The organism is Pseudomonas sp. FeS53a, from assembly GCF_000931385.1.
Lineage (GTDB): Bacteria > Pseudomonadota > Gammaproteobacteria > Pseudomonadales > Pseudomonadaceae > Metapseudomonas > Metapseudomonas otitidis.
In genome coordinates, this window is sequence record NZ_JYFT01000085.1 from 19,285 (window position 1) to 44,333 (window position 25,049).

Here is a 25,049-nt window from a genome sequence, read left to right on the forward strand (position 1 = left end):
AATGAGGTTACAAACGCAGGCGGCCACTGCGCCGCTTGGCGGTGGCCAGTCCATGGGGAATCAGGCTCTGCCGATGGTGGGCGTGGCAGAGGGCGATGGCCAGGGCGTCGGAGGCGTCGATCTGCGGCTTCTGCACCAGCTTGAGCAGGTGCATGACCATCATCTGCACCTGCTGCTTGTCGGCGCCGCCAGTGCCGGCAATGGCCTGCTTCACCTGGCTGGCGGTGTACTCGGCCACCTCCAGCCCCTCCTCCACCGCCGCCACGATGGCAGCCCCGCGGGCCTGCCCGAGCTTGAGGGCGGAGTCGGCATTGCGCGCCATGAACACCTGTTCGATGCCCATGGTGACGGGGCCGTGGGTCTGGATCACTTCACGCACGCCACGGAAGACGATCTGCAGGCGCTCCTGCAGCGGGCCCGCCCCTGTGCGTATGCAGCCGGAAGCGACGTACTCGCACCCTCGCCCGGTGTCGCGCACCACACCGTAGCCGGTGATGCGCGAACCCGGGTCGATACCAAGAATCAGGGTCATGCCGCCCGTCTCTCCACGTGCCGGCGAACCAGCACACTGTCTATTTATCCAGCCGCGAGTATACGGACCGGCCCTCCAACAAAAAAGCCGGAAGCGCACGAGGCGACTTCCGGCTTCAGGCGCAGGCTGGAACTCAGTCCAGCTGCTCCATGATCTCGTCGGGGATCTCGGCGTTGTGATAGACGTTCTGCACGTCGTCGAGGTCTTCGAGCATGTCGATCAGCTTCAGCACCTTCTGGGCGGTCTCCAGGTCGGCAATGGGAGCGCTGATGGACGGGATCATGGCGATCTCGGCTTCCTCACCCTTGAACCCGGCAGCCTGCAGAGCCTCGTTCACGGCATGGAAGTCGGGGAAGCTGGTGGACACCAGGGCGGAACCGTCCTCGCCCATTTCCACGTCCTCGGCACCGGCCTCCAGGGCTGCTTCCATCAGCGCATCTTCGTCGACGCCAGGGGCGAAGCTGATCTGGCCCTTGCGGTCGAACATGTAGGCGACGGAACCGTCGGTCCCCAGGTTGCCCCCGCACTTGGTGAAGGCGTGGCGCACTTCCGCAGCGGTGCGATTACGGTTGTCGGTCATGGCCTCGATGATGATGGCCACGCCACTGGGCGCGTAACCCTCGTAGGTCAGCTCGGCCATGTTATCGGCATCGTTGTTGCCGGCACCACGGGCGATGGCACGATCGATGGTGTCGCGCGGCATGTTGGCGGTCAGCGCCTTGTCCACGGCCAGGCGCAGACGCGGGTTATCCGCCGGGTTCGGGCCGCCGTGCTTGGCCGACACGGTCAGCTCACGGATCAGTTTGGTGAAGATCTTGCCCCGCTTGGCGTCCTGCCGACCCTTGCGGTGCTTGATGTTGGCCCACTTGGAATGACCAGCCATAACGCACTCCGTACTCTGCTTTGACGGACGGCGCCCTGGGGCGCCGTCGCGGTTGGTTCTACTTACTCAGCCTTGGGCTGCTCGCGCAGCCGGATGTTCAGCTCGCGCAGGGCCTTGGCATCCACGACACCCGGCGCCTGGGTCATGACGCAGGCGGCACTCTGGGTTTTCGGGAAGGCGATCACTTCGCGGATCGACGAGGCGCCGGTCATCAGCATCACCAGGCGGTCCAGGCCGAAGGCCAGGCCGCCGTGCGGCGGAGCACCGAACTTCAGGGCGTCCAGCAGGAAGCCGAACTTCTCCTGCTGCTCGTCTTCGCTGATGCCCAGCACGCGGAACACCGCCTGCTGCATCGCCTTGTCGTGGATACGGATCGAACCGCCACCCAGCTCGGTGCCGTTGAGCACCATGTCGTAAGCGCGGGACAGCGCGGCGGCCGGATTGGCCTCCAGCTCTTCCGGGCTGCACTTGGGCGAAGTGAAGGGGTGGTGCATGGCGGTGAGGCTGCCGTCGTCGTTCTCTTCGAACATCGGGAAGTCGACCACCCACAGCGGGGCCCACTCGCAGGTCAGCAGGTTCAGGTCGTGGCCCAGGCGGATGCGCAGGGCACCCAGGGCGTCGCAGACGACCTTGGCCTTGTCGGCACCGAAGAACACGATGTCGCCATCGACCGCGCCCACGCGATCGAGGATCACGTTCAGGTTCGGCTCGGCGATGTTCTTGACGATGGGCGACTGCAGGCCCTCGACGCCCTTGGCGCGCTCGTTGACCTTGATGTAGGCCAGGCCCTTGGCACCGTAGTTGCCGACGAACTTGGTGTACTCGTCGATCTTGCTGCGCGGCATGCTCGCACCGCCCGGTACGCGCAGGGCGGCGACACGGCCTTTCGGGTCGTTGGCCGGGCCGGAGAAGACCTTGAAGTCGACATCCTTCAGCTGGTCAGCCACGTCCACCAGCTCCAGCGGGATGCGCAGGTCCGGCTTGTCGGAGCCGTAGCGGCGCATGGCTTCGGCCAGGGTCATGTGGGGGAATTCGCCGAACTCCAGATCCAGCACTTCCTTGAACAGGTTGCGGATCATGGTCTCGGTGATGCCCATGATGTCGTTCTCATCGAGGAAGCTGGTCTCGATGTCGATCTGGGTGAATTCCGGCTGACGGTCGGCACGCAGGTCCTCGTCGCGGAAGCACTTGGCGATCTGGTAGTAGCGGTCGAAGCCGGCCACCATCAGCAGCTGCTTGAAGAGCTGGGGCGACTGCGGCAGGGCGAAGAAGCTGCCGGGATGGGTGCGGCTGGGCACCAGGTAGTCGCGGGCGCCTTCCGGAGTGGCGCGGGTGAGGATCGGGGTCTCGACGTCGAGGAAGCCGTTCTCGTCCAGGTAGCGGCGGATGCTGCTGGTGATGCGCGAGCGCAGCTTCAGCTTGGCGGCCATTTCCGGGCGACGCAGGTCGATGAAGCGGTAGCGCAGGCGGGTTTCCTCGCCCACGTCGGAGTACTCGTCCAGCGGGAAGGGCGGGGTTTCGGCCTGGTTCAGGACTTCCAGCTCATAGCCCAGCACCTCGATGGCACCGGACGCCATGTTGGCGTTGCGCGCACCCTCGGGGCGCAGGCGCACCTTGCCGGTGATCTTGACCACGTACTCGCTGCGCACGCGGTCGGCCTTGGCGAAGGTGTCGGCACGATCCGGGTCGAAGACCACCTGGGCCAGACCTTCACGATCGCGGATATCAAGGAAGATGACCCCGCCATGGTCGCGACGGCGGTGAACCCAGCCGCAAAGGGTGATTTCCTGGCCGTCCAGGCTCTCGTTCAGTTGGCCGCAATAATGGCTGCGCATCATGGTCGTGTTTCGCTTCTCTGAGTCGTGAATTCGTCGGGCCGCTGGGCACGAGGGGAAATATCGTCCATCGGCGCCAGACCGGCCGACAAGGCGACCGGAGGCGCATCGCCCCGGTGCTTCGGTAGGCCGAGCACAGGCCCGCAACCGTGGCAAAGGGCCGGATTATATATGGTTAATCGATACCGCGCAGCCGCCCGCCCACAGGCTTTCTATACTCAAATCCCCCGAGCACGCGGAGCCTCGCCATGGCCACCCAACGCCCAGCCGACTTCAATCAGGACCTCCTTGATGATTTCCGCCAGGAAGCCTACGAGGGCTTCAATCGCTGCGAGCAACTGCTGATCGACCTTGAGCGCACGCCAACCGATCCGGAGCGACTGCGCCAGCTCTTCCGCCAGGTCCACAGTTTCAAGGGCAACCTGGGCTACGTCGGCCTCGAACGCCTCAACACCTTGCCCCAGGCCCTGGAGGATGTCCTCGACCAGCTGCGAGAGGGTCGGCTGACCTTCGACAGCCTGCTGGGCGACATCATGTTGCTGATACTGGATCGCCTGCGCGACCTGGTCAGGGGCGCACTGGCCGGTGAGCCTGGGCTGCCACCCGACACCCTGCCACTGGCCAAGGCGCTGTCGTCGCTGGCCCAAGCGCCCGAGCAACGGCAGACGGAGATGCGCCAGGCCTTGCTGTTCCGCCTGGACCCAAACACGCGATTGACCACGCCACAGGCCGACCCCGTAACAGCCACCGGCGCCCTGACACGCCACGGGCTATCGGATGACCCCGACCTGGCGTTCTTCCTCGACCTCATGCAAGCAGCCGAGCGGCGCTCGCACTATTGGCTCGGTCGGGGTGAGCGCCAGTTGGAGGTGGCACTGGCGATGAACCGCCGCGCCGGCCACCCCGTCGACCCGCGCCAACTCGCCACGGCCGTATGCCTTCATGACCTGGGCATGGCGCTGATGCCCCTCCCCCTCCTGCACAAGGCCGAACGCCTGACTCGGGAGGAGCGCCGCCTGATGCAAGCGCATCCTCGGATGGGCGCCGACCTGCTGCGACGCCTGCCCCAGTGGGACGAAGCGGCCGAGATCATCCTTCAACACCAGGAGCACGCGGACGGAAGCGGCTACCCCAAAGGGCTGCGCGAGGCGGAGATCGTCCCTGGCGCACTGATCCTGAACATCGTCGACACCTTCGACGCACGCACCCACGAACGCGCCCACCAGACGCTCAGCAAGCGCCCCGTCCTGCGTGCGATCCTGGAGATCAATGGCCTGGCCGGCAGCCAGTTCAGCGCCCACTGGGTCGAGGTATTCAATGTCTGCCTCGGCGAAGAGCCCCACCTGACCCGGCTGTAACGCCCGCCGCGCAGCCGCTCCCCGATGCGCGACGATAGGCATAAGGTATCGCAACCATTGATTTTTACCGGCATCGAAGCGCCATTTCCCTGTGCTAGTCTCTGCCGATCACGGGCCCTAGCCGGCCTGCACCACTGAGGAGAGACGTATGGAAATCAACATCGGAATCGCCGAACAGGACCGCGCAGCCATTGCCGAAGGCCTCTCCCGCCTGCTGGCGGATACCTACACCCTTTACCTGAAGACCCATAACTTCCACTGGAACGTGACCGGTCCGATGTTCAACACCCTTCACCTGATGTTCGAGGCCCAGTACACCGAACTGGCCCTGGCTGTCGACGCCATCGCCGAGCGCATCCGCGCCCTGGGCTTCCCGGCTCCCGGCACCTACGCCGCCTACGCCCGCCTGTCCTCCATCAAGGAAGAAGAAGGCGTCCCGGCTGCAGAAGACATGATCAAGCAACTGGTCCAAGGCCAGGAGGCCGTGGTTCGTACCGCACGCGGCATCTTCCCGCTGCTGGACAAGGTGAGCGACGAACCGACCGCCGACCTGCTGACCCAGCGCATGCAGGTCCATGAAAAGACCGCGTGGATGCTGCGCAGCCTGCTGGCTGCCTGACCCTCCATGCCCTCCGAGAGGCCCGGTTCGCCGGGCCTTTTTGCTGGGCGACAGCACCCCGCCTGAACTATGCTTCGCACAATCTCCCTCCTTGTCAGTACCCGTTGATGAGCCAGCCCTCCAAATCCCCCCTGCTGCTCGAACTCTATCCGGAGGAGACCCGCGAGGCAGCGGAATTGCTCAAGCAAGCCGTCCCGCTCATGGTTCGCCATGACATTCCGCCAAACCCCATCCACTACGCCCTCTGGTACACCTACAGCCAGGGCAAGCAGCCCGACCTCAACCGCCGCCTGGACAAGATCGTCAAGGACTTCGACGCTTTCCCGCCTGATTCGGCAGTGAAGCTGTTCCGCGACTTCATCATCCGCGGTGAACTGGAAGAGGCCCGCGCAGGGCAGCAGCAAGTCATCGAACTGGTGGATGACATCGAGACGGATGTCAGCCGGAGCGTCGTGGGCAGTACGGTCTACCAGCAAAGCCTGGAAGCGGGCCTGGCCGCCCTGCATGACCCGATCATCGACGACCTGCCCAGCGTGCTGAACGACCTGCACCAGAGCACCCAGCTGATGCATGACCAGCAGGAGCAGTTCCTCTACCGACTGCGCGCCGCTCAGGCCGAAATCCACACCCTGCGCCTGCAACTGGAACGAGCACAGATGGCCGCCACGCTGGACAGCCTGACCCAGGTGTTCAACCGGCACGCCTTCACCCGACTGCTGGAACAGGCCCTGGCAGAAAACACAGCCGGCCTGGCCCTGATCATGCTGGATATCGACCACTTCAAGCAGTTCAACGACCACTTCGGCCATCCCCTGGGTGATCGCGTGCTGCAGCATGTCGGCCAGTTGCTCAAGGACCTGCTGCCCCCGCGCGCCCTGGCAGCCCGCTACGGTGGCGAGGAGTTCTGTGTCGTCTTGCGCGACTGCCATGAACTGGCCAGTGCCCGCGCCTTCGCCGAGATGCTGCGATTGAAGTTCCAATCCCTGCGCGTCAAGGTCCGCCGCACCGACCAGGTGCTGGACACCATCACTGCCAGCTTTGGCATCGCCCTGGCCGAACCGGGCGACAACCTGGAAAGCCTGCTCACCCGAGCCGACGATGCCCTCTACCAGGCCAAGCGCAACGGCCGCAACCAGGTCCATCCCGGCGCGCCAGAAGCTGCGCTAACTGCTTGATTTGAGTAGCCCTAGTCTTTCCTGTTAAATAGCGCCCGGTGCCTGCAACCCGCCACACAGCAGGGTTACAGGCATAGGCTGGCGCGACCTCTTTACCGGATTACCGGCGCGCTCGCTCTTTCCGTTGTGCGTTTCCTATCAAGGTGAGTCCATTGAACATGTTGAAAATCGTCCATCTGCTGACGGGCGCTGCTGCGCTCCTGTTGTCCTTCATTCCCAGCCTGCGCGGTGATGCCCTGCCGTACCTGCAGCAACCTGACGCCCTCTACCTCGCTCTGATCGGGCTGCTCAACCTGCTGATGGCGCCCGTCGTTCCGGTCTGGGCACGCGGCACCCGCAGCCAGCTCCAGGCGTCTGTCTCCGCCCTGCTGGTGCTCGCGGTTATCCTGCAGATCGCCGTGCTGCTGGCACCGATCCCGGAAATCGGCGGCAAGCCCGCTATCCTGCTGAGCCTGCTGGCCAGCTTCCTCGCCGTCGCTCTGCACCTGCTGCTGAACCTGCGCAAGGTCACCCAGGCCGCCCCGATCCTGCAGGACATGAGCAACCGTGAAACCGGCACGGTGAAGTGGTTCAACACCTCCAAGGGCTTCGGCTTCATCTCCCGGGACTCGGGGGACGACATCTTCGTCCACTTCCGCGCCATCCGTGGCGAAGGGCATCGCGTACTTGTGGAAGGCCAGCGCGTCGAGTTCACCGTGATGCAGCGGGACAAGGGCTTGCAGGCGGAAGACGTGATCGCCGCCCTGCCCGGCCGCCGCTGAGCAATACCAGGCCAATGAAAAAGCCCGCCATCACGGCGGGCTTCTTCTTTTATATATAGAGGCGAAACAGGCACAGCTTAGTAATGGGGCGGCGGCGCCTCATCGCCATCGGATGCACCGAACTGGCTCAGCAGCTCTTCCTGCCGACGGGCCAGCGCCGCGACCTGCATCTGCAAGCGCTCGACGATCCGCTGCTGTGCCACGATTTCATCGTTGAGGGCCTGGATCGTGTCGTCCTGGAAAGCCAGGCGAGTCTCAAGCTCCATCACGCGCATTTCCAAACTCATGCCCTACTCCTCCGCGAATCGGAAATCATCCGTCAGGACCAGGCGCAGACGTGCCAGCAGGTCCGCGATCTGCCCTTCGGTGTAGGGAATGGCAGGAGCACGCCCCCACACGGGGGCCGGCCAGGCAGCGTCGCTCTTGCGCCGGGCGATCACATGCACGTGAAGCTGGCTGACGACGTTACCCAGCGTGGCGACGTTCATCTTGTCCGCGCCAAAACTGTCCTTCAGCACCTCGGCCAGCGACACCGCCTCCTTCCAGAGCTGCTGCTGATCAGCAGCGTCCAGCTGGAACAGCTCGCTCACCTCCTCCCGCCTAGGAACCAGAATGAACCAGGGGTACTGCGAGTCGTTCATCAGCAACAGGCGGGAAAGGGGGTAGTCCCCGATCACCCGGCAATCCTGCTGAAGCCTTGGATCCAGATTGAACATGGCGATCTTCACCTCAGTCATGCAAAACGCCCATCAAACGGGGCAAGAAATGGCTGCGAAGAATACCCAACCGTCACCGACCGGGACAGCCAAACCCGGCAGGGTTACCGCCATGCACCAGAATCGACCACACGCACCACCGTGAGGCGTTACCTCGTAACACCTCAAGCAGCCGTTTCGGTCGCATTGAGAACGAATGACCAATACCCAGCTATCATTTCTGCCCAACACCTGCACGCCCGGCGGAAAACCTCACAGCAGCAAGAGCAGGCTGTATGGTTTGTGCACGGAAGTTGCTTTAGGCAACGCCATGGTCGACCGGGTCATCTCGGTACGCCTGTTCCGGACGCGAACGTCGCGACAGGCCTAGTTGCACTAAGTGCCTGTAACGACCGCAGAAAAACAAGAACCAAGGGACTGGAGCAAGAACTACGAATATGCGACACGCGCCCACCCGAATTGCGACATGGCCGTGAAGTTTTCGTAAGGAGCGGAGCCCAGCTATCGCCATCTTGAGACGTCGTGCTATAAGTTAGCGCCGACACAAAAAGAAAGAACCGCCTTCAATAAATTAAGAAAGCGGCGAGAATCTTCAAAACCAAAGGAGCAATCACAATGCAAGTGATGAAGTGGAGCGCACTGGCCCTGGCCGTGACCGCCGGTACCACCCAGTTGGCGTTCGCCAGCGCCCAGGACGAGTCCAAGGGCTTCGTCGAAGACAGCAAGCTGTCTGTGCTGAACAAGAACTACGCCTTCTACCGCGACCTCCGTAACAATACCTCGGAGGACCAGAGCTACCGTAACGAATGGGCTCACGGCATCATGGCCACCTACTCGTCCGGTTACACTCAAGGCACGGTAGGTTTCGGTGTTGACGCTCACGCAATGCTGGGCATTAAGCTGAACAGCGGTAAAGGAACCTCCGGTACAGGTCTTTTCCCCACTGGCTCCGATGGTCGCTCTCAAGATGACTACTCCTATGCTGGCGGCGCTGTAAAGGCTCGTATATCCAACACTGAGCTCAAGTACGGCAACCTGATTCCAACCGCGCCAGTGTTCGCTACCGGTACTGCTCGCTTGTTCCCTGGTAGTGCCGAGGGCTTTCAGATTTTGAGCAAGGAGATCGAGGGCCTGTCCATCGATGCAGGTCACTTCACCTCCATGCGAGATGGCAGCGCCTCCACCAACCGTGATGGAGTTATCGCGCTGGCTTATGCTGGTAAATCCAACGCAAACGCTGTTGGTGGCGAAGTAGCTATTGATGCCAAGAACGCCGATTACCTGGGTGGCACCTACACGATAAATGATCAGCTTTCCGTAAGCCTCTACGGCGTTGAGCTGGAAGACATTTACCGCCAGTACTACAGCAATGTGAACTACACCCTGCCGCTGGCCGATGATCAGTCTCTAGGCTTCGACTTCAACATCTACCGCACCACTGATGAAGGTAAGTCCAAAGCCGGTGATATCTCTAACACAGCCTTCTCGTTGGCAGCCTCATACACCATCGGCGCTCACAAACTGACCCTCGCTCACCAGCGCGTGAATGGCGATGAGCCCTTTGACTACATTCTGATGGATGGTGGAAACTCCGGTGACTCCATCTTCCTGGCCAACTCCGTTCAATACTCGGACTTCAACGCTCCGAACGAACGTTCCTGGCAAGCCCGTTACGACCTGAACATGGCGACCTTGGGCGTCCCTGGCCTGAGCTTCATGGCCCGCTACATTACTGGTAGCCACGCCGATGGCACCAATGCAGACGTGAATGGTGCCTATAAAGGTGCGTTTGGCAGCGACGGCAAAGAATGGGAACGCGATCTGGAAGTCAAGTACGTCGTTCAGGAGGGCCCGGCGAAAGACCTGTCCTTCCGCGTACGTCATGCGACCTGGCGCTCCAACAATGACATGGGTGGCTTCTACTCCGCTGGTAGCAGCGCTGTGGATGAGGTTCGCGTCATCACCGAGTACCCGCTGGACATCCTCTAACACAGGACGGATAGCGAACTCACGAAAAAGCCCGGCCTAGCCGGGCTTTCTCTTTTCCGCTGTGCCGTCATCTATATAGGCAGCGCATAGGTGCCCGTCACATGGGCCACCATCTCTTCCTCTGCCCCTACCGAATACAGCGCGACCTCGCACACAGCCTGACGCCTGCTCAAACGCAGGATGCGAGCATCGGCCAGCAGGTCAACCGGCCTGGGTTTGGCCAGGAAGTTGATGTTGAGGTTGCTGGTGACCGCCATCTCCAACCTCCCCAGACTGCCCAGCACCACCGCGTACATCGCCGCATCAGCCAGCGCCATGATGGCCGGGCCGGACAGGGTGCCGCCCGGGCGGACCAGGCGAGGGTGGAATGGCACCCGTGCCAAGGCACGGCGTGCATCCAGGAGGTCGATCTGCAAGTCGATATCCGCCGCCATCGGCACCCCTTCCCGGATCAGCGCCTGCACCTGCTGAGCACTTAATGAAGACATCACCACCCTCCTCTCGCGGTTGGGCCCGCAACCTGTACGCGCCCCGATGAGCGCCGTACAATGCCCAGCCACTCAAACCCATCGCAACCGACGAAACGGCCAAACATGCGTACCAGTCAGTACCTGCTTTCCACCCTCAAGGAAACTCCCGCCGATGCCGTGGTGATCAGCCACCAGCTGCTGCTGCGTGCCGGCATGATCCGCAAGCTGGCGTCGGGCCTCTACACCTGGTTGCCGATGGGCCTGCGGGTACTCCGCAAGGCGGAGACCATCGTCCGCGAAGAGATGAATGCCGCCGGCGCCCTGGAAGTGTTGATGCCCGCCATCCAGCCCGGCGAGCTCTGGCAGGAGTCCGGTCGCTGGGAGCAGTACGGCCCCGAGCTGCTGCGCCTGAAGGACCGCCATGGTCGCGAATTCTGCGTCGGCCCGACCCACGAAGAAGTCATCACCGACCTCGCCCGCAACGAGCTGAACAGCTACAAGCAGCTGCCCATCAACATGTATCAGATCCAGACCAAGTTCCGTGACGAGATCCGTCCGCGCTTCGGCCTGATGCGTGGGCGCGAATTCATCATGAAGGACGCCTACTCCTTCCACGACTCCCAGGCTTCCCTGCAGGAAACCTACGACGTCATGTACGGCGCCTACTGCAAGGTCTTCACCCGCCTGGGCCTCGACTTCCGCCCCGTGCAGGCCGACAACGGCTCCATCGGCGGCAGCGGCTCCCACGAATTCCACGTGCTGGCCGAGTCCGGCGAAGACGACATCGTCTTCAGCGACAGCTCCGACTACGCCGCCAACATCGAGAAGGCCGAAGCCGTACCGCGCGAGAAGGAGCGCCAGGCCCCCCGCGAGGAACTGCGCCTGGTCGACACCCCCGACACCAAAACCATCGCCGCCCTGGTGGAGAAGTTCGGCCTGCCGATCGAGAAGACCATCAAGACCCTGGTGGTCCACGGCGCCGAGGAAGGCACCCTGGTGGCCCTGATCGTCCGTGGCGACCACGAACTGAACGAGATCAAGGCTGCCAACCAGCCCCTGGTCGCCAGCCCGCTGGTCTTCGCCAGCGAAGAAGAACTGCGTGCCGCCATCGGCGCTGGTGCCGGCTCCCTCGGCCCGCTGAACCTGCCCATGCCCTGCATCGTCGACCGCTCCGTGGCCCTGATGAGCGACTTCGCCATCGGCGCCAACATCGACGACAAGCACTACTTCGGCGTCAACTGGGAGCGCGACCTGCCGCTGCCCGAAGTCGCTGACCTGCGTAACGTCGTCGCCGGCGACCCGAGCCCCGATGGCAAGGGCACCCTGGTGATCAAGCGCGGCATCGAAGTTGGCCACATCTTCCAGCTCGGCACTAAGTACAGCGAGGCCATGAACCTCAGCGTACTGGGCGAGAGCGGCAAGCCGGTCACCCTGATCATGGGCTGCTACGGCATCGGCGTTTCCCGCGTGGTGGCCGCCGCCATCGAGCAGAACAACGATGACCGCGGCATCCTCTGGCCGGACGCCCTGGCGCCCTTCCAGGTAGCCCTGGTTCCGCTCAAGTACGAGACCCCCGCCGTCAAGGAAGCCACCGACAAGCTGTATGCGGACCTCACCGCCGCCGGCATCGAAGTGCTGCTGGACGACCGCGACAAGAAGACCAGCCCCGGCGTGAAGTTCGCCGACATGGAGCTGATCGGCATCCCTCACCGCGTCGTCGTCAGCGAACGCGGCCTGGCGGATGGCAACCTGGAATACAAGAACCGTCGCGAGACCGAAAGCCAGCCCGTTGCCGTCGACGACGTGCTGTCCTTCATCAAGGCCCGCCTCAACCGCTGATCGAGAAGACATGTCCAAGCGTCGTACCACCCGCCTCCTGGGAGCTGCCTTGTGCAGCTCCCTGTTCCTCGGCGGCTGCGCCAACCACCTGCCCCAACGCAGCGAACATGAGGAGCGTGTCGAGCGCAAGCTGCTCAACCACGCCCTGCAGGTCGACGCTGGCGAACCCCGTGTCCTCGAACTGCCTCAACGCCGCGTGCGGGTCTATGACCAGAAGACCTTCGAAGTCACCGAATTCGAGGTCACCCGCCGCTATGACCGCTACACGCCCTACCAGCCCTGGCGCGAGATCTACGAGATTCCCCTCGGGGCCGTCGCGGTGGTGGCCGGTGTGGGCGCCAACGTCCTCAACGTCGCCCTGCTGGGCAGCCTGCCCGACACCGCCACCAAGGACTGGATCAGCTACGGTTTCGCCGGGCTCAACCCGTTCATGAACGTCGAGTCCAACGGGCGCTCGGAGCAAAACCTGGCCAGCATTGACGAAGAACAGCGCGACAAGCGCGTCGAGTATTCCAGCCTGCCCTGGTCGGAACGGCCGGTGATGGTCACCGCCGGCAAGCAGACCAGCGAGCTGCTCACCGACCGCCATGGCGTGCTGCGCCTCAACCTGCTGGATGGCCCCTTCGCCGACCAGGACATCAGCCGCGTCGGCAAGCTGCTATTGAGCGTCGAAGACCCGCAGGACGGCGCCCGCGCCGAAACCACTCTGATGGTCAGCCGGGACCTGCGCGGCAAGCTCAAGGAAGCCCACGCGCTGATCTACGAAGACCTGGAAGACGACGAGGTGTCCCAGTGGGTCCACCGCGTCAAGCGCCTCTCCGAGCTGGGCCTGGAAGAAGAAGCCAGCGAACTGGAACAGAGCCTGATCGAACTGACGCGCAATGATCCGGAACTCCAGCAGGAATTCCTCAAGGCGCTGATGAAGGATGCCGGCCGCCTGGTGGCCGACCCAGGTGAAGGCGAGTAGGCCGTCACAACGTGACGGCCATGCCGATTCAGCGACGGACCACGAACCCCGCGATCCCCTGTAACGGGTGAACCTCCAGCTCCACGGCGCTGACCCGCGCTTCCTCGGGGCCCTGCTCCAACCAGGCTGCCAACTCACGAACGGCGGCCTCTTCCCCCTCGAACAGCACCTCTACACGGCCATCCTCAAGGTTGCGCACCCAGCCATCCAGGTCCAGCCGGTCGGCCTCTTCCTGGGTGGATTGGCGGTAATAGACGCCCTGCACCTTGCCGCTGACGTAGCCATGCATGCAGATTCTCGCCATCACGGCTTCTCCTGCCGCAGGCCTGAAAGCCGCTCGCTCAAGCCCTTCGCGGTCTGCTCGCCCAGCAGGCGCTCGCGCACCTGGCCACGGGCATCGAGGATGTAGGTCACCGGCAACGCCTCGCTGCGCGGCAGCTTGAAGCGCTCGGAAGGGTCCTGGGCCAGCACGGTGAAGCCGATGCCCATCTGGCGGCTCGCCTTTTCCAGCTCGGCGCCCTGCAAGCCATCGAAGTTCACCCCCATGACCTGCACCCCCTGCCCCTTCAGCTGTTCAGCCAGAGCGTTCAGCTCGGGGATTTCCGTGCGGCACGGCGCGCACCACTCAGCCCAGTAATTGATGACCAGCCACTGGTTTTCGAAGCGCTCACTCGTTACCTTCTGCCCATGCTGATCGAGGCCCAGATCCTCAGAACAGCCTCCCAGCAACAGAGCGGCCCCCGAAACGATGAGCGCCCCGAAAACAGCCTGGAGTCGTGATCCCATCTCGTCGATCCTCGTACCTGCGGGGTTGATATGACGTTGGATGCCCTGCGCCTCGAGGTACCGGACATCATCGACGAGGATGGCAGCTGCCTCATGGGGCTCAACCCCGCGCTGGCCAGCGCCCGGCTGCTGCCCCTGGAGACCGGCCTGCAACAGGCCCTGGGACAGCTGTTCCGCCTCAATCGAAGTGCGGTGACCTTACTCGAAAGGCAGCGGGCGCTGCAAAGCTTCAGCGAGGAATACCGCCACTACGCCGCCGACTTCATCGAGTCCCGCCCCCCGCCGCCGCTGTTCCTGCGCTATTGCGCCGAACTGGCCGCCGGCTTCAAGCGCCTGCTGCTGCAGATCCTCCAGGGCCGCCAGCCCTCGCTTCCGCACCTCGCCTGGTGCCTCTACATGGCCCAGCACTTCACCGCGCAGACGCTGATGCGCCACTACCAGCAGTACCAGGAGCCGCCCGGCGCCCTCTGGCGTGACAGCCACCTGCTGTACTGGATCGGCGAACATCAGGGCTGCCTGGACGAACCGGTCGCCGCCGCCTTCCGGCCAACCCCGGCCGACACCCTGCGCGGCCTCTACCAGCAGGTCCTGCTGCTGGCCCTGAGCAACCCGTTCCACCTCACCGAAGGCGAGTGCCCGCTGCTGTTCGGCGCACTCGCGCCCCTGGCCGGCCTCGCCCGGTTGCTGCCCTGGGACGGCGAGGACGAATCCGAAGGCCCCGTCGTCGACCTCGGCCTACCGCAACCCTACCTGCCACTGGACCAGCCCGCCCGCGCCCCGTCTGCCCAGTTGCGCAGGCTCGAACTGGGCCCCTTGCTGGTGGCCCTGTACGAACCCGCGCCCCTGCAAAGCCCGGTCGAGCACGACCTGCTGGAGCGCGTCAGCGCCAACTGGCTGGGTCGCCAGCAGCGACGTCATGTCCGAACCGAGAACGAAACCGCCTGCACCCTGGTGGCCGGCCTGCCTGCCATCCATGCCCACCTGCTGGCCCAGCGCCCCGGGGCCATCGAAGCGCGCATGCAGGACGCCAGCGCCGGCGGCGCGCGCCTGCTCTGCCTGCCCCACCAGGCACCGCAACTGGCGGTCGGCCAACTGGTGCTGCTGCTCAACAGCGGCACCCCCACCCTGGCCCTGGTGCGCTGGCGCCACGGCAACCGCGAGGGCCTGCATATCGGGCTGCGCTACCTCAAGGGGCTGCCCCGCCCCGTCTGGCTGAGACGCGCTCCCAACGCCCAGACCCACCCCGGCGTCCTGCAGAGCACCCCGGCCCCCGGCAACGGCTGGCACCACGGCCTGTGGCTGCCCCAGGACCAGTTCGTCGAAGGCGAACAGCTCTGGCTCCAGCTCGCCAGCGTCAACAGCCAGGCCATGCTGCCGCTGCCTGCCGCGAACCTGGCGACGCCCCTGGTGGCCCGCCACCCGCTGAAACTTGCCTGATCGGCCAAACTGCGAGCCGAGTCACGCCGCGCGCCGCTCAAGCGCACAGTTTCCCCGCCCGTCGATTCCTATAATCAGCGGCCTACCGTCCGCCGCCCTGCCCGAAGACAGGAATCCCCACGATGTCTCAGAACCTCGACAAACTGATCGGCCCCGTTCCCTCCCGAATCGTCGAAGGCGCGCATTTCGTAGTGACCCCCTACGAGGGTCGCGTGGCCGAATTCAACGTCGCCGCCTGGCTGCAACTGCCTGGGCTGGCCAGCCTGCCGGTGTCGCTGCTGGTGAGCTACCGCGATGGCGAAACCCGCCGCGAGGTCATGGTTGACCACGGCAAGGTCAACGCACACGGCAAGATCCTCCTCTCCGGCATTGCCCGCCTGCCCGCCCGGCAACGCATCGAGGACATGCAGGTGCGCCTGAAATCCGCCGTGCCCTGCCAGAGCCTGCAGGTCGAAGAACTGTTCGTGCAGGCCGTCGAACAAGCCGTCAGCGACAGCCGCCAGGCCATGGCCTGACAGCAACCGGACATGAAAAACCCCGCCTAGGCGGGGTTTTTCATTTATGCGGCAACCGCGTCAGGCGCGTGCAGCATCACTGGTGGGCGGCGTCGACTCGTCCGGCCTGACCGGCAGCGCGTCATCCGCCGTCCTGGGCGGCACCAGCGACTCCGGCCAGCGGGTGAAACGCAGCCCGGTGATGCGGTTCAGGCGTTCGAGGGCCTCTTCCGGATCACGCTCATGTAGGTGGACAACCTTCGATCTGCCCTTGCTCATAGAAGTACTTCAGTCCTTGCGGCCCGCCTGCTGGCAGGGTGATGGCATGTTGCACGGGTATCTGCCAGAAACGTGCCAGTCATCCCGAATGCAGGGGCGCCCCACCGTTACACGCCAGATACCAAGCGCCACGAAACAGACACCCGCAACCAGCTGACCTTTTTTGTCACTCCTCGACCGGCCGCAGCCAACTGGCCAGGCTTTTGTCGAACAATGCCTGCTGATCCTCCTGCAGCCGCTCCAACGCGACCTTGAGCGCCGGATACCAGGGTTCGTCCAAGTGGCCCGGCAACTGCGCCGGTTTCGGCATCGGCCAGGGGCAGTGGTTGAGCAGTTGGTGCAGGCTGTAGCTGGAAAGGTCGCGGCACAGCACCCAGGAACCCACCGCCACCGGGCAGGCCAGGTGCTGGGCCTCGAGGAAGTCCATCAGCTCCAGCCACTCATCCTCCGGCAGCAGCCAGCCGGCACGCTGCACATCCAGGTGGCGGACCGGCAGGCCACGCTGCTGGCGGTCATGCATCACCCGCAGGATGCCCAGCACCACCAGCAGCCGCGGCAAGGCCTGGCGGCGCCAGTGGCGCGAATGGCCCAGGTTGCACACCAGCTCCGCACCAAAGAGCACGATCACCCATGAGACATAGACCCACAGCAGGAACAGCGGAACCGTGGCAAACGCACCATAGATCAGCTGGTAGCCGGGAAAGAGGCTGACATACAGGCCGAACAAGGCCTTCGCCAACTCGAACAACAACGCCGTGAACGCGCCCCCCACCACGGCATGCCGCAGGGGCACGCGGACGTTGGGCACCGCCGCATAGAGCAGGGTAAAGGCCGCCACGTTGAACAGCAGCGGGGTGAACCCCAGCAACGCGCGGGTGCCGGCGATCTCGTTGAGGCTGGACAGCAGCGCCAGGGAAGTGATGTAGGTGCTCACCGCAAAGCCCGCGCCCAGCAGCAGCGGCCCCAGGCTCAGCACCGCCCAGTAGAGCAGGAAGCTGGCCATGCCCCGGCGCCGCTGGCGCACGCGCCAGATGGTGTTGAAGGCCTTCTCGATGGTCACCAGCATGGTGAAGGCCGTGATGGCCAGCAGCCCCACACCCACCCAGGTCAGGTGCCGCGCCTGCAGCGTGAAGCCCTGCAGGTACTCCTGCACGGCCTCGCCGGTACTGGGCACGAAGTTGTGGAAGATGAACCGCTGGATCTGCTCGCCCATGCCCTGGAAGGCCGGGATCACCGAGAGCATGGTGAAGGTCACCGTCATGATCGGGACCACGGCGAACAGGCTGGTGTAGGTGAGGGCCGCCGCGCTGTTGAAACCGTTGTCGCTGATGAAGCGCTGCAGCAGGAAACGCCAGAACTCCTCGATGTCTCTGATCCGCTGGCGCATTCCTTCTCCTTCGTTGACTGAGGTGCCTTGTCCGCCGCCCGAAACCACATGCACGGTTCAGGCCCGCACGCGGACGCGGTTAGAATAGCCGCCTCACTCAAGGCCTTGCGACCCCCGCCATGACCGAAATGACCCTGTATCACAACCCGCGCTGCTCGAAATCCCGTGGCGCGCTGGAGCTGCTGGAGGCCCGCGGCCTCACCCCGACCGTGGTGCGCTACCTCGAAACCCCGCCCAGCTCGGCCGAGCTGAAGACCCTGCTGGCGCGCCTGGGCATCGGTGCCCGCCAGTTGCTGCGCACCGGCGAGGAGGAATACCAGAGCCTGGGCCTGGCCGACACCGGGCTCAGCGACGACCAGTTGATCGACGCCATGAGCCAGCACCCGCGCCTGATCGAGCGCCCCATCCTGGTGGTGGGTGACAAGGCCGTGGTGGGCCGCCCACCGGAGAAGGTGCTGGAGATCCTGCCTTGAGCACGCCCTACGTCCTCGTCCTCTACTACAGCCGCCACGGCGCCACCGAGCGCATGGCTCGCCAGATCGCCCGTGGCGTCGAACTCGCCGGGCTGGAAGCGCGCCTGCGCACCGTGCCGGCGGTGTCCGCCGACTGCGAGGCCAGCGCGCCGGACATCCCCGCCGAAGGCGCCCCGTACGCCACCCTCGACGACCTCAAGGGCTGCGCCGGGCTGGCCCTGGGTAGCCCGACCCGTTTCGGCAACATGGCGGCACCGCTGAAGTACTTCATCGACGGCACCAGCAGCCTCTGGCTCAGCGGCGAACTGGTGGGCAAGCCGGCCGCCGTGTTCACCTCCACCGCCAGCCTGCACGGCGGTCAGGAGAGCACCCTGCTGTCCATGCTGCTGCCCCTGCTGCACCACGGCATGCTCATCACCGGCATTCCCTACAGCGAACCCGCCCTGCTCAGCACCACCGGCGGCGGCACCCCCTACGGCGCCAGCCACTACGCCGGCGCCGATGGCAAGCGCGGCCTGGATGAGCAGGAGAGCGCCCTCTGCCGCGCCCTGGGCCAACGCCTGGCACAGACGGCCCTGCGACTGGAGAACGGACGTGGCTAGAAAACCCAAGAAACTCCCGGAGCTGGACTGGCTCGCCCCGCGCCTGGCCATCAGCCGCGCCCTGAGCCTGGCCAGCTTCCTCGGCCTGATCCTGCTGCTGACCGTGTGGACCCTGGTGTACGCGGACCTGAACGGCGCCCGCTACTGGGTGGTGCTCAGCATCGAGCTGCTGCCCCTGGTGCTGCTGGCCCCCGGGATGCTCCTCGGCAACGCCCGCGCCCACGCCTGGGCCTGCTTCGTGATCAACCTCTACTTCATCCAGGGCGTGCTGGCCGCTGCCGATCCCAAGCGCATGGTGTTCGGCTGGCTGATGGTGGTGCTCAGCGTGGTGCTGTTCTGCGCGGCTTTGCTGTACACGCGCTGGAAGTTCCAGCACAACCGCAAGCTGGCCGGCGAAAGCTGAGGTCGGGAACGGTGAATCGCACGAAGCGCCCTACGGGGCGCTTCGTCGTTACCAGCCCAGGGTTTCCTTGAGGAAGGGGATGGTCAGCTTGCGCTGCGCCTGGAGAGAGGCCTGGTCCAGGCGTTCGAGGATGTCGAACAGCACGCTCATGTTGCGCGAGCCGCGGGTCATGATGAAGCGGCCGACTTCCTCGGTCAGGTGCAGGCCACGGCGCGAGGCACGCAGTTGCAGGGCACGCAGCTTGTCTTCGTCGGAGAGGGCGTGGAGCTGGAAGATCAGCGCCAGGGTCAGGCGCGACTTCAGGTCCGGCAGGGCGATGGGCAGTTCCCGCGGCGCGGTGTTGGCAGCCAGCAACAGCTTGCGGCCGGCATCGCGCAGGCGGTTGAACAGGTGGAACAGCGCCTCTTCCCAGTCGGCGCGCCCGGCCACGGCATCCAGGTCGTCCAGGCAGACCAGCTCGCACTGCTCCAGGTTGTCGAGGATCGCCGTGCCGTACTGCACCAGGTCCGCCAGGGGCAGGTACACCGCCTGCTCGCCACGCTGCTCGAAGCGCAGGCAGGCCGCCTGCTGCAGATGGCTGCGTCCGACACCCTCCGCACCCCACAGGTAGATCAGGCTCTCGGTCCACCCGGCATCGGGTTCGCAAAGACGCTCGACATAGCCGAGGGCCGCGGCGTTGGCGCCGGGGTAATAGTTGGCGAAGGTCGCGTCGTCACGCAGGCGCACGCCAAGGGGAAGCTGGATGGGTTTCATGCCGTATCGCTGGGTTCGTCGGAACCGCTGCCGGTCTCTCCGTAAAGATCCGAAAGTTTATAGAAATCATGCGCATGGCGCAGCAAAACCATGATCACGGCCGCCACGGGCAGCGCCAGCAGCACACCGGTGAAGCCAAACAGCTGGCCGCCGGCGAGGATCGCGAAGATCACCGCCACCGGGTGCAGGCCGATCCGGTCGCCCACCAGCATGGGGGTCAGCACCATGCCTTCGAGCAACTGGCCGACGCCGAACACCACGGCAATTCCCAGCAGGGCATAGGGATCGACCCCGCCGAACTGGAACAGCGCCGCCACCACGGCCATGCCGATACCGACGATGAAGCCCATGTACGGCACGATGCTGGCCAGCCCGGCCAGCAGGCCGATCAGCAGGCCGAGGTCGAGGCCGACGATCATCAGGCCCACCGCATAGATGCCGCCCAAGGCCAGCATCACCAGCAGTTGCCCACGGATGAACGCCCCCAGCACCTCGTGGCATTCGCCGGTGAGCTTCACCACCAGCCCTTCGCGGCTGCGCGGCAGCAGGCCACGCAGCTGGGCCACCATCAGGTCCCAGTCACGCAACAGGTAGAAGCCCACCACCGGGATCAGCAGCAGGTTGCCGACCCAGCCCACCAGCGCGAGGCCCGAAGCCGTGGCACTGGTCAGGATCACACCCACCAGATCGGTGGTCTGTCCCAGGTGGCCACTGACGACCTCCTTGAGCTTGTCGAAGCGCCAGAAGCCCTGGGGCAACCCCAGCTTGGCCTGGACCCAGGGCAGCGCACTGTTCTGCAGCCAGTCCAGCATCTGCGGCGCCGTCTCGTAGAGCCGCGCCACTTGCCGCGCCAGCATCGGGATCAGGATCAGCAGCAGCGCCAGCAGCACCAGGCTGAACAGGGTGAACACCGCCACCACGCCCCAGGTGCGGGACAGCCCCCGTGCCTCCAGGCGGTCCACCAGCGGGTCCCCCATGTAGGCCAGCAGCATGCCCACCAGGAACGGCGAAAGAATCGGATGCAGCAGGTACAGCAGCCAGCCCAGGAGCAGCACGCCCCCGACCCACAGCCAGCGACGCGAATCAGTCATGACGGTCCCTCATCCCGGACGAATGTGGCAGGTTCGGCATCCTTACCACTGGAAGCGCAGCGCATTCTGCCGTGGCACGACCTGCGGCGCAGCGCCCGGTGCAGCCGGTTGGGCCGCGTCCACCGGCGCCTGCTCGGCAGGCGACTCGGTCAACCCACTGAGGGCCAGCTGGGCACGCAGTTGGTCGACGCTGGCGCTGACGTGGAAGCGCAGGACATTGCCTTCCACCTGGTACAGCCGGGCCCCGAAGGGCTCCAGCGCACGCGAAAGCTCGGCGTAGCGGTCCAGGTCAGCGCCCTTCACTTCCAGCACCTGCTCCTGGCCGACGCCCGGCGCCACCACGAAACGCGGCGCCAGGCGCTGGCTCACGGCAAGCATCACGGCATCGGCCAGGGCCGCCGGATCGGCCGCCTCCAGGGTGCCCTGCTCGCGGCTGTCGCCGATCCACAGGTGCCAGGTGGCCTTCCACTTGCCATCCGCCTCGCTGGCCAGCACGGCGAGCAGGGCATCGGCACCATAACGCTCGGAGGCCGGGCGCAAGGCTGCCGGGTCGGCGGCAGTCAGGTTCTCCGGCGTCGCCGCCAGTTGCTCACTGAGGTCCGCCAGCGGCAGGCGCAGCGGCAGTCCACGGTGCTGGGCGGCATCACGCAAAGGAGCGGCGGCGGTCTGGGCGTCGCCCACCAGGCTGGCGCCCTCGGCCGCCTGGTTCAGCCACCAGGTCAGGATCGCCGGGCGGTTGGCACTCCACAGGCCGATGCCGGCCTGGCGGAAGGTGCGATCGGTGGTCACCGGGTCGAAGTCCACCTGCAGCGACTGCCCCTCGTAGCCGAACTGGCTGATCAGTTGCTGCGGGTTCTTGCGCACCTCGGCCAGCGCCGGGTTGTTCAGCGCCTTGGTGTCGCCGGTCAGGCGGATCACCAGGGTTTCCAGCGCGCGGTTCAGCGCCTGGTCGCGCTCCTCGGGTTGCTGGGACAGCACCGGCTCGCGCACCTGATAGAGGCTGGCGACCGTTTCGGCATGGGCCAGCGGGCTGAGCAGCGGCAGGCAGACCAACAACAGGCGGGCGATCAGGCGCATGGGGGGACTCTCGACGAACGGATGGAGCGGCCGGGGCCGCATCGGGAAGGGCTATACCTTAAACAGGCCCATCCTGGCCGGCAACGGGCGGCGCCCGGCGGTGCGGGCTTTTCCCCCTGCGCGACCGCTGCCGATGGCCGCTACAGGCCAACCCTGATAAAATCGCGCGCCTTCGCGAATCGGCCCTTGTGGCCGGTCGACCCACGAATTTCCCCTAAAGGCCTGGATCTATGAGCAAGCAACCCTCCCTGAGCTACAAGGACGCCGGTGTGGACATCGACGCGGGCGAAGCCCTGGTCGAACGCATCAAGGGCGTGGCCAAGCGCACCGCCCGCCCTGAAGTGATGGGCGGCCTGGGTGGCTTCGGCGCCCTCTGCGAGATCCCGGCCGGCTACAAGCAGCCCGTGCTGGTCTCCGGCACCGACGGCGTCGGCACCAAGCTGCGCCTGGCGCTGAACCTGAACAAGCACGACAGCATCGGCCAGGACCTGGTCGCCATGTGCGTGAACGACCTGGTGGTCTGCGGCGCCGAGCCGCTTTTCTTCCTCGACTACTACGCCACCGGCAAGCTCAACGTCGACGTGGCCGCCACCGTGGTCACCGGCATCGGTGCCGGCTGCGAACTGGCCGGCTGCTCCCTGGTGGGTGGCGAGACCGCCGAGATGCCCGGCATGTACGAAGGCGAGGACTACGACCTGGCCGGCTTCTGCGTCGGCGTGGTGGAAAAGGCCGAGATCATCGACGGCTCCAAGGTCCGCACCGGCGACACCCTGATCGCCCTGCCCTCCTCCGGCCCGCACTCCAACGGCTACTCGCTGATCCGCAAGATCATCGAAGTCAGTGGCGCCGACATCGAGCAGATCCAGCTGGACGGCAAGCCCCTGGCCGACCTGCTGATGGCCCCGACCCGCATCTACGTCAAGCCGCTGCTCAAGCTGATCAAGGACACCGGCGCGGTGAAGGCCATGGCCCACATCACCGGCGGCGGCCTCACCGAGAACATCCCGCGCGTGCTGCCCGAGGGTGCCCAGGCCGTCATCGACGTCGCCAGCTGGACCCGCCCGGCCGTCTTCGACTGGCTGCAGGAGAAAGGCAACGTCGATGAGCGCGAGATGCACCGCGTACTCAACTGCGGCGTCGGCATGGTCATCTGCGTGGCCCCCGAACAGGTGGACGTGGCCCTGGAAACCCTGCGTGCCGCTGGCGAACAGCCCTGGGTGATCGGCCAGATCGCCGCAGGTGCCGAAGGCAGCGAGCGCGTCGTGCTGAACAACCTGAAAGCCCACTGATGACCGACCGCTGTGACGTGGTGGTGCTGATTTCCGGCTCCGGCAGCAACCTGCAGGCCCTGATCGACAGCACCACCAGCGCCGGGCATCCGGCGCGAATCCGCGCGGTGATCTCCAACCGCGCCGATGCCTACGGCCTGGAGCGTGCGCGCCAGGCCGGCATCGAAACCCGTGTACTGGACCATCGCGAATTCGACGGACGCGAGGCCTTCGACCAGGCCCTCGCGGCACTGATCGACAGCTTCACCCCGCACCTGGTGGTCCTGGCCGGCTTCATGCGCATCCTCAGCCCGGGCTTCGTGCGCCACTACACCGGCCGCATGCTGAACATCCACCCCTCCCTGCTGCCCCGCCACAAGGGCCTGCACACCCACCAGCGCGCGCTGGAAGCCGGCGACGCCGAGCATGGCTGCAGCGTCCACTTCGTGACGGAGGAACTCGATGGTGGCCCTCTGGTCGTACAAGCGGTAATCCCGGTAGAGTCTGGCGATTCGCCAGACACCCTGGCCCAGCGGGTGCACGCCGAGGAACACCGTATCTACCCGCTGGCCGTGCGCTGGTTCGCCGAAGGCCGTTTGCGCCTCGGCGAGAGCGGCGCCCTACTGGACGGCCAAGCGTTGCCCCCTACCGGGCAGCAGTTGCGTAACTAGGAGATTTGCCAATGCGTCGTGCTGTGCTGTTGCTCCTCGCCCTCTTCACCCTGCCGGTCACTGCGGCCGAGCTGAAGCCGTTCAAGGCCAGCTACACCGCCGACTGGAAGACCATGCCCATCAGCGGCAGCGCCGGCCGCTCCCTGAAGCAACTGGACGATGGGCGCTGGCAGCTGGATTTCGAGGCCTCCATGCTGGTGGCCAGCCTGAGCGAAGTCAGCGTATTCCGCCTGGACAAGACCACCTTCCTGCCCGTCACCTACCGCTTCAACCGCAGCGGCCTGGGCAAGAGCAAGCAGGTCGAGCTGGACTTCGACTGGGGTGAGAAGCAGGTCATCGGGACCGACCGCGGCAACCAAGTGCGCCTGCCCCTGAACCGCGGCATGGTCGACAAGTCCACCTACCAACTGGTGCTCCAGCGCGACGTTGCCGCCGGCAAGAAGAGCATGAGCTACCAGGTGATCGACGGCGACGAAGTGGAAACCTACGACTTCCGCGTCCTCGGCCAGGAGCGCGTGGACACCATGGCCGGCAGCGTCGATGCCATCAAGGTCGAGCGCGTGCGCGACCCCACCCAGAGCGCCCGCAAGACCACCCTCTGGTTCGCCAAGGACTGGGACTACCTGCTGGTGCGCCTGAACCAGGTGGAGAAGGACGGCAAGGAATACCAGATCATGCTCAAGGAAGGCAGCGTCGACGGCCGCGAAGTCAAGGGCAGCTGAGCCATCACGCCATCTCCCCAGAAGCCGGGCCCTGCGCCCGGCTTTTTATTGGGCGCCCCACCGCAAGGCCGGGCTGGCAGCCACGCCGGACGGGTATAGGATGTCGGGGCACAGCCCTTGAGGATGCCCTCATGACCCCTTACCTGCCCCTTTCCTGCGAGCTGTACGACTACATCGAACTGGCCTGCCTGCACCGCTACCAGCTGCTCATCGAACTGGACGACGGCCGCCAGCTGGAAGCCCGCGCCATGGACACCGAGACCGACCGCAACAAGGATGAATTCCTGCTGGTACACAGCGAGGCCGGGCGCGAGCGCTTGCGGCTGGACCAGATCGCCGCCATCACCCCGCTGACCGAAGGCGCGCACTTCGGCCGGGTGCTGCTGGGCAACCAGGTCTGCTGAGGATCCCCCAGCCATGAAAAAGCCGGGCATTGCCCGGCTTCTTCCCATTCAACCCGCA

The 25,049-nt window shown here is 65.1% G+C and carries 29 protein-coding genes; 16 read left to right on the forward strand and 13 right to left on the reverse strand.

The genetic code is table 11. From position 1 onward, the window contains the following. Positions 1-7: 7 nt before the first annotated feature. The 3 genes from ruvC to aspS all read right to left on the reverse strand — a co-directional run bounded on the left by ruvC (position 8) and on the right by aspS (position 3,253). Positions 8-532, reverse strand: a complete 525-nt coding sequence (gene ruvC, locus SZ55_RS26310) for a crossover junction endodeoxyribonuclease RuvC (protein ID WP_044414112.1) — start codon at positions 530-532, stop codon at positions 8-10. A 133-nt stretch (positions 533-665) separates the two neighbouring features. Next, positions 666-1,415 (reverse strand): YebC/PmpR family DNA-binding transcriptional regulator, encoded by a 750-nt coding sequence (locus SZ55_RS26315; protein WP_044414115.1) that lies wholly within the window; start codon positions 1,413-1,415, stop codon positions 666-668. 62 nt (positions 1,416-1,477) lie between these two features. Beyond that, positions 1,478-3,253 (reverse strand): aspartate--tRNA ligase, encoded by a 1,776-nt coding sequence (gene aspS / locus SZ55_RS26320; RefSeq protein ID WP_044414118.1) that lies wholly within the window; start codon positions 3,251-3,253, stop codon positions 1,478-1,480. 245 nt (positions 3,254-3,498) lie between these two features. On the opposite strand from aspS, the gene SZ55_RS26325 reads away from it, so the two are divergent. From SZ55_RS26325 to SZ55_RS29230, 4 genes are all read left to right on the forward strand, one after another. Continuing rightward, positions 3,499-4,608 (forward strand): HD domain-containing phosphohydrolase, encoded by a 1,110-nt coding sequence (locus SZ55_RS26325; RefSeq protein ID WP_044414121.1) that lies wholly within the window; start codon positions 3,499-3,501, stop codon positions 4,606-4,608. A gap of 148 nt (positions 4,609-4,756) precedes the next feature. Then, the gene (locus SZ55_RS26330; protein WP_044414123.1) at positions 4,757-5,227 is read left to right on the forward strand and encodes a Dps family protein; all 471 of its coding nucleotides are present in this window, start codon (positions 4,757-4,759) and stop codon (positions 5,225-5,227) included. Positions 5,228-5,334: 107 nt separating this feature from the next. Next, on the forward strand, positions 5,335-6,402 hold the full coding sequence (locus SZ55_RS26335) for a GGDEF domain-containing protein (RefSeq protein ID WP_044414125.1): 1,068 nt from the start codon (positions 5,335-5,337) through the stop codon (positions 6,400-6,402). Positions 6,403-6,560: 158 nt separating this feature from the next. Then, complete coding sequence (locus SZ55_RS29230) at positions 6,561-7,163, forward strand: cold-shock protein (protein ID WP_044414456.1); 603 nt, start codon at positions 6,561-6,563, stop codon at positions 7,161-7,163. 77 nt (positions 7,164-7,240) lie between these two features. On the opposite strand, the gene SZ55_RS26345 is transcribed toward SZ55_RS29230, so the two are convergent. Together SZ55_RS26345 and SZ55_RS26350 are read right to left on the reverse strand one after the other, a co-directional pair. Beyond that, entirely contained in the window at positions 7,241-7,450 is a 210-nt protein-coding gene (locus SZ55_RS26345; protein ID WP_044414128.1) for a SlyX family protein, read from the reverse strand. A 3-nt stretch (positions 7,451-7,453) separates the two neighbouring features. After that, the gene (locus SZ55_RS26350) at positions 7,454-7,879 is read right to left on the reverse strand and encodes an HIT family protein (protein ID WP_044414458.1); all 426 of its coding nucleotides are present in this window, start codon (positions 7,877-7,879) and stop codon (positions 7,454-7,456) included. A 615-nt stretch (positions 7,880-8,494) separates the two neighbouring features. Here SZ55_RS26350 and SZ55_RS26355 point away from each other — a divergent pair. Then, complete coding sequence (locus tag SZ55_RS26355; protein ID WP_044414131.1) at positions 8,495-9,868, forward strand: OprD family porin; 1,374 nt, start codon at positions 8,495-8,497, stop codon at positions 9,866-9,868. A 71-nt stretch (positions 9,869-9,939) separates the two neighbouring features. Here SZ55_RS26355 and SZ55_RS26360 read toward each other — a convergent pair whose 3' ends face one another. Beyond that, positions 9,940-10,356 (reverse strand): PaaI family thioesterase, encoded by a 417-nt coding sequence (locus SZ55_RS26360; RefSeq protein WP_044414134.1) that lies wholly within the window; start codon positions 10,354-10,356, stop codon positions 9,940-9,942. Positions 10,357-10,461: 105 nt separating this feature from the next. Between SZ55_RS26360 and SZ55_RS26365 the strand changes: the two genes are divergently transcribed. Both SZ55_RS26365 and SZ55_RS26370 read left to right on the forward strand, forming a co-directional pair. Further along, positions 10,462-12,177: a proline--tRNA ligase gene (locus tag SZ55_RS26365; RefSeq protein WP_044414137.1), complete on the forward strand. Its 1,716-nt coding sequence runs from the start codon at positions 10,462-10,464 to the stop codon at positions 12,175-12,177. 10 nt (positions 12,178-12,187) lie between these two features. Beyond that, positions 12,188-13,144 carry a hypothetical protein gene (locus SZ55_RS26370; protein ID WP_044414140.1) on the forward strand — a complete coding sequence of 319 codons (957 nt, stop codon included), beginning with the start codon at positions 12,188-12,190 and terminating at the stop codon, positions 13,142-13,144. Between the two features lie 28 nt (positions 13,145-13,172). Here the strand turns inward: SZ55_RS26370 and SZ55_RS26375 are convergent, their stop codons facing one another. Further along, positions 13,173-13,448, reverse strand: coding sequence for an acylphosphatase (locus SZ55_RS26375; protein ID WP_044414143.1), 276 nt, complete (start codon positions 13,446-13,448; stop codon positions 13,173-13,175). After that, positions 13,448-13,930 (reverse strand): TlpA disulfide reductase family protein, encoded by a 483-nt coding sequence (locus tag SZ55_RS26380; protein ID WP_044414146.1) that lies wholly within the window; start codon positions 13,928-13,930, stop codon positions 13,448-13,450. Before SZ55_RS26380 ends, SZ55_RS26375 begins: the two co-directional genes overlap by 1 nt. A 30-nt stretch (positions 13,931-13,960) precedes the next feature. Between SZ55_RS26380 and SZ55_RS26385 the strand changes: the two genes are divergently transcribed. Both SZ55_RS26385 and SZ55_RS26390 read left to right on the forward strand, forming a co-directional pair. After that, positions 13,961-15,367 carry a PilZ domain-containing protein gene (locus SZ55_RS26385; RefSeq protein ID WP_044414149.1) on the forward strand — a complete coding sequence of 469 codons (1,407 nt, stop codon included), beginning with the start codon at positions 13,961-13,963 and terminating at the stop codon, positions 15,365-15,367. Positions 15,368-15,489: 122 nt separating this feature from the next. Beyond that, entirely contained in the window at positions 15,490-15,882 is a 393-nt protein-coding gene (locus tag SZ55_RS26390) for a hypothetical protein (RefSeq protein ID WP_044414152.1), read from the forward strand. A 60-nt stretch (positions 15,883-15,942) separates the two neighbouring features. Here SZ55_RS26390 and SZ55_RS26395 read toward each other — a convergent pair whose 3' ends face one another. Together SZ55_RS26395 and SZ55_RS26400 are read right to left on the reverse strand one after the other, a co-directional pair. After that, positions 15,943-16,140, reverse strand: a complete 198-nt coding sequence (locus SZ55_RS26395; protein ID WP_044414154.1) for a hypothetical protein — start codon at positions 16,138-16,140, stop codon at positions 15,943-15,945. Between the two features lie 166 nt (positions 16,141-16,306). Then, complete coding sequence (locus tag SZ55_RS26400) at positions 16,307-17,527, reverse strand: YihY family inner membrane protein (protein ID WP_044414157.1); 1,221 nt, start codon at positions 17,525-17,527, stop codon at positions 16,307-16,309. A 119-nt stretch (positions 17,528-17,646) separates the two neighbouring features. On the opposite strand from SZ55_RS26400, the gene arsC reads away from it, so the two are divergent. From arsC to SZ55_RS26415, 3 genes are read left to right on the forward strand one after another with little or no spacing between them, the layout of a single operon-like run. After that, on the forward strand, positions 17,647-18,000 hold the full coding sequence (arsC, locus tag SZ55_RS26405) for an arsenate reductase (glutaredoxin) (protein ID WP_044414160.1): 354 nt from the start codon (positions 17,647-17,649) through the stop codon (positions 17,998-18,000). After that, positions 17,997-18,602, forward strand: coding sequence for an NAD(P)H:quinone oxidoreductase (gene wrbA / locus SZ55_RS26410; protein ID WP_044414163.1), 606 nt, complete (start codon positions 17,997-17,999; stop codon positions 18,600-18,602). Before arsC ends, wrbA begins: the two co-directional genes overlap by 4 nt. Continuing rightward, positions 18,595-19,005, forward strand: a complete 411-nt coding sequence (locus tag SZ55_RS26415) for a DUF2069 domain-containing protein (RefSeq protein ID WP_044414166.1) — start codon at positions 18,595-18,597, stop codon at positions 19,003-19,005. Before wrbA ends, SZ55_RS26415 begins: the two co-directional genes overlap by 8 nt. A gap of 48 nt (positions 19,006-19,053) precedes the next feature. Here SZ55_RS26415 and hda read toward each other — a convergent pair whose 3' ends face one another. The 3 genes from hda to SZ55_RS26430 are packed head-to-tail and all read right to left on the reverse strand — an operon-like array spanning position 19,054 to position 21,926. After that, positions 19,054-19,758 carry a DnaA regulatory inactivator Hda gene (gene hda / locus SZ55_RS26420; RefSeq protein ID WP_044414169.1) on the reverse strand — a complete coding sequence of 235 codons (705 nt, stop codon included), beginning with the start codon at positions 19,756-19,758 and terminating at the stop codon, positions 19,054-19,056. Then, positions 19,755-20,849 (reverse strand): AI-2E family transporter, encoded by a 1,095-nt coding sequence (locus SZ55_RS26425; RefSeq protein WP_044414172.1) that lies wholly within the window; start codon positions 20,847-20,849, stop codon positions 19,755-19,757. The genes hda and SZ55_RS26425 overlap by 4 nt, the downstream gene beginning before the upstream one ends. A gap of 42 nt (positions 20,850-20,891) precedes the next feature. After that, positions 20,892-21,926 carry a DUF2066 domain-containing protein gene (locus SZ55_RS26430; RefSeq protein WP_044414173.1) on the reverse strand — a complete coding sequence of 345 codons (1,035 nt, stop codon included), beginning with the start codon at positions 21,924-21,926 and terminating at the stop codon, positions 20,892-20,894. A 230-nt stretch (positions 21,927-22,156) separates the two neighbouring features. Between SZ55_RS26430 and purM the strand changes: the two genes are divergently transcribed. The 4 genes from purM (at position 22,157) to SZ55_RS26450 (ending at position 24,991) form a co-directional block, all read left to right on the forward strand. Then, positions 22,157-23,215, forward strand: a complete 1,059-nt coding sequence (gene purM / locus SZ55_RS26435; protein WP_044414175.1) for a phosphoribosylformylglycinamidine cyclo-ligase — start codon at positions 22,157-22,159, stop codon at positions 23,213-23,215. Continuing rightward, entirely contained in the window at positions 23,215-23,865 is a 651-nt protein-coding gene (gene purN / locus SZ55_RS26440) for a phosphoribosylglycinamide formyltransferase (RefSeq protein ID WP_044414176.1), read from the forward strand. Before purM ends, purN begins: the two co-directional genes overlap by 1 nt. Before the next feature lie 11 nt (positions 23,866-23,876). Then, complete coding sequence (locus tag SZ55_RS26445) at positions 23,877-24,587, forward strand: DUF3108 domain-containing protein (RefSeq protein ID WP_044414180.1); 711 nt, start codon at positions 23,877-23,879, stop codon at positions 24,585-24,587. A gap of 131 nt (positions 24,588-24,718) precedes the next feature. Then, positions 24,719-24,991, forward strand: a complete 273-nt coding sequence (locus SZ55_RS26450) for a Rho-binding antiterminator (RefSeq protein ID WP_044414183.1) — start codon at positions 24,719-24,721, stop codon at positions 24,989-24,991. Positions 24,992-25,049 lie beyond the last annotated feature (58 nt).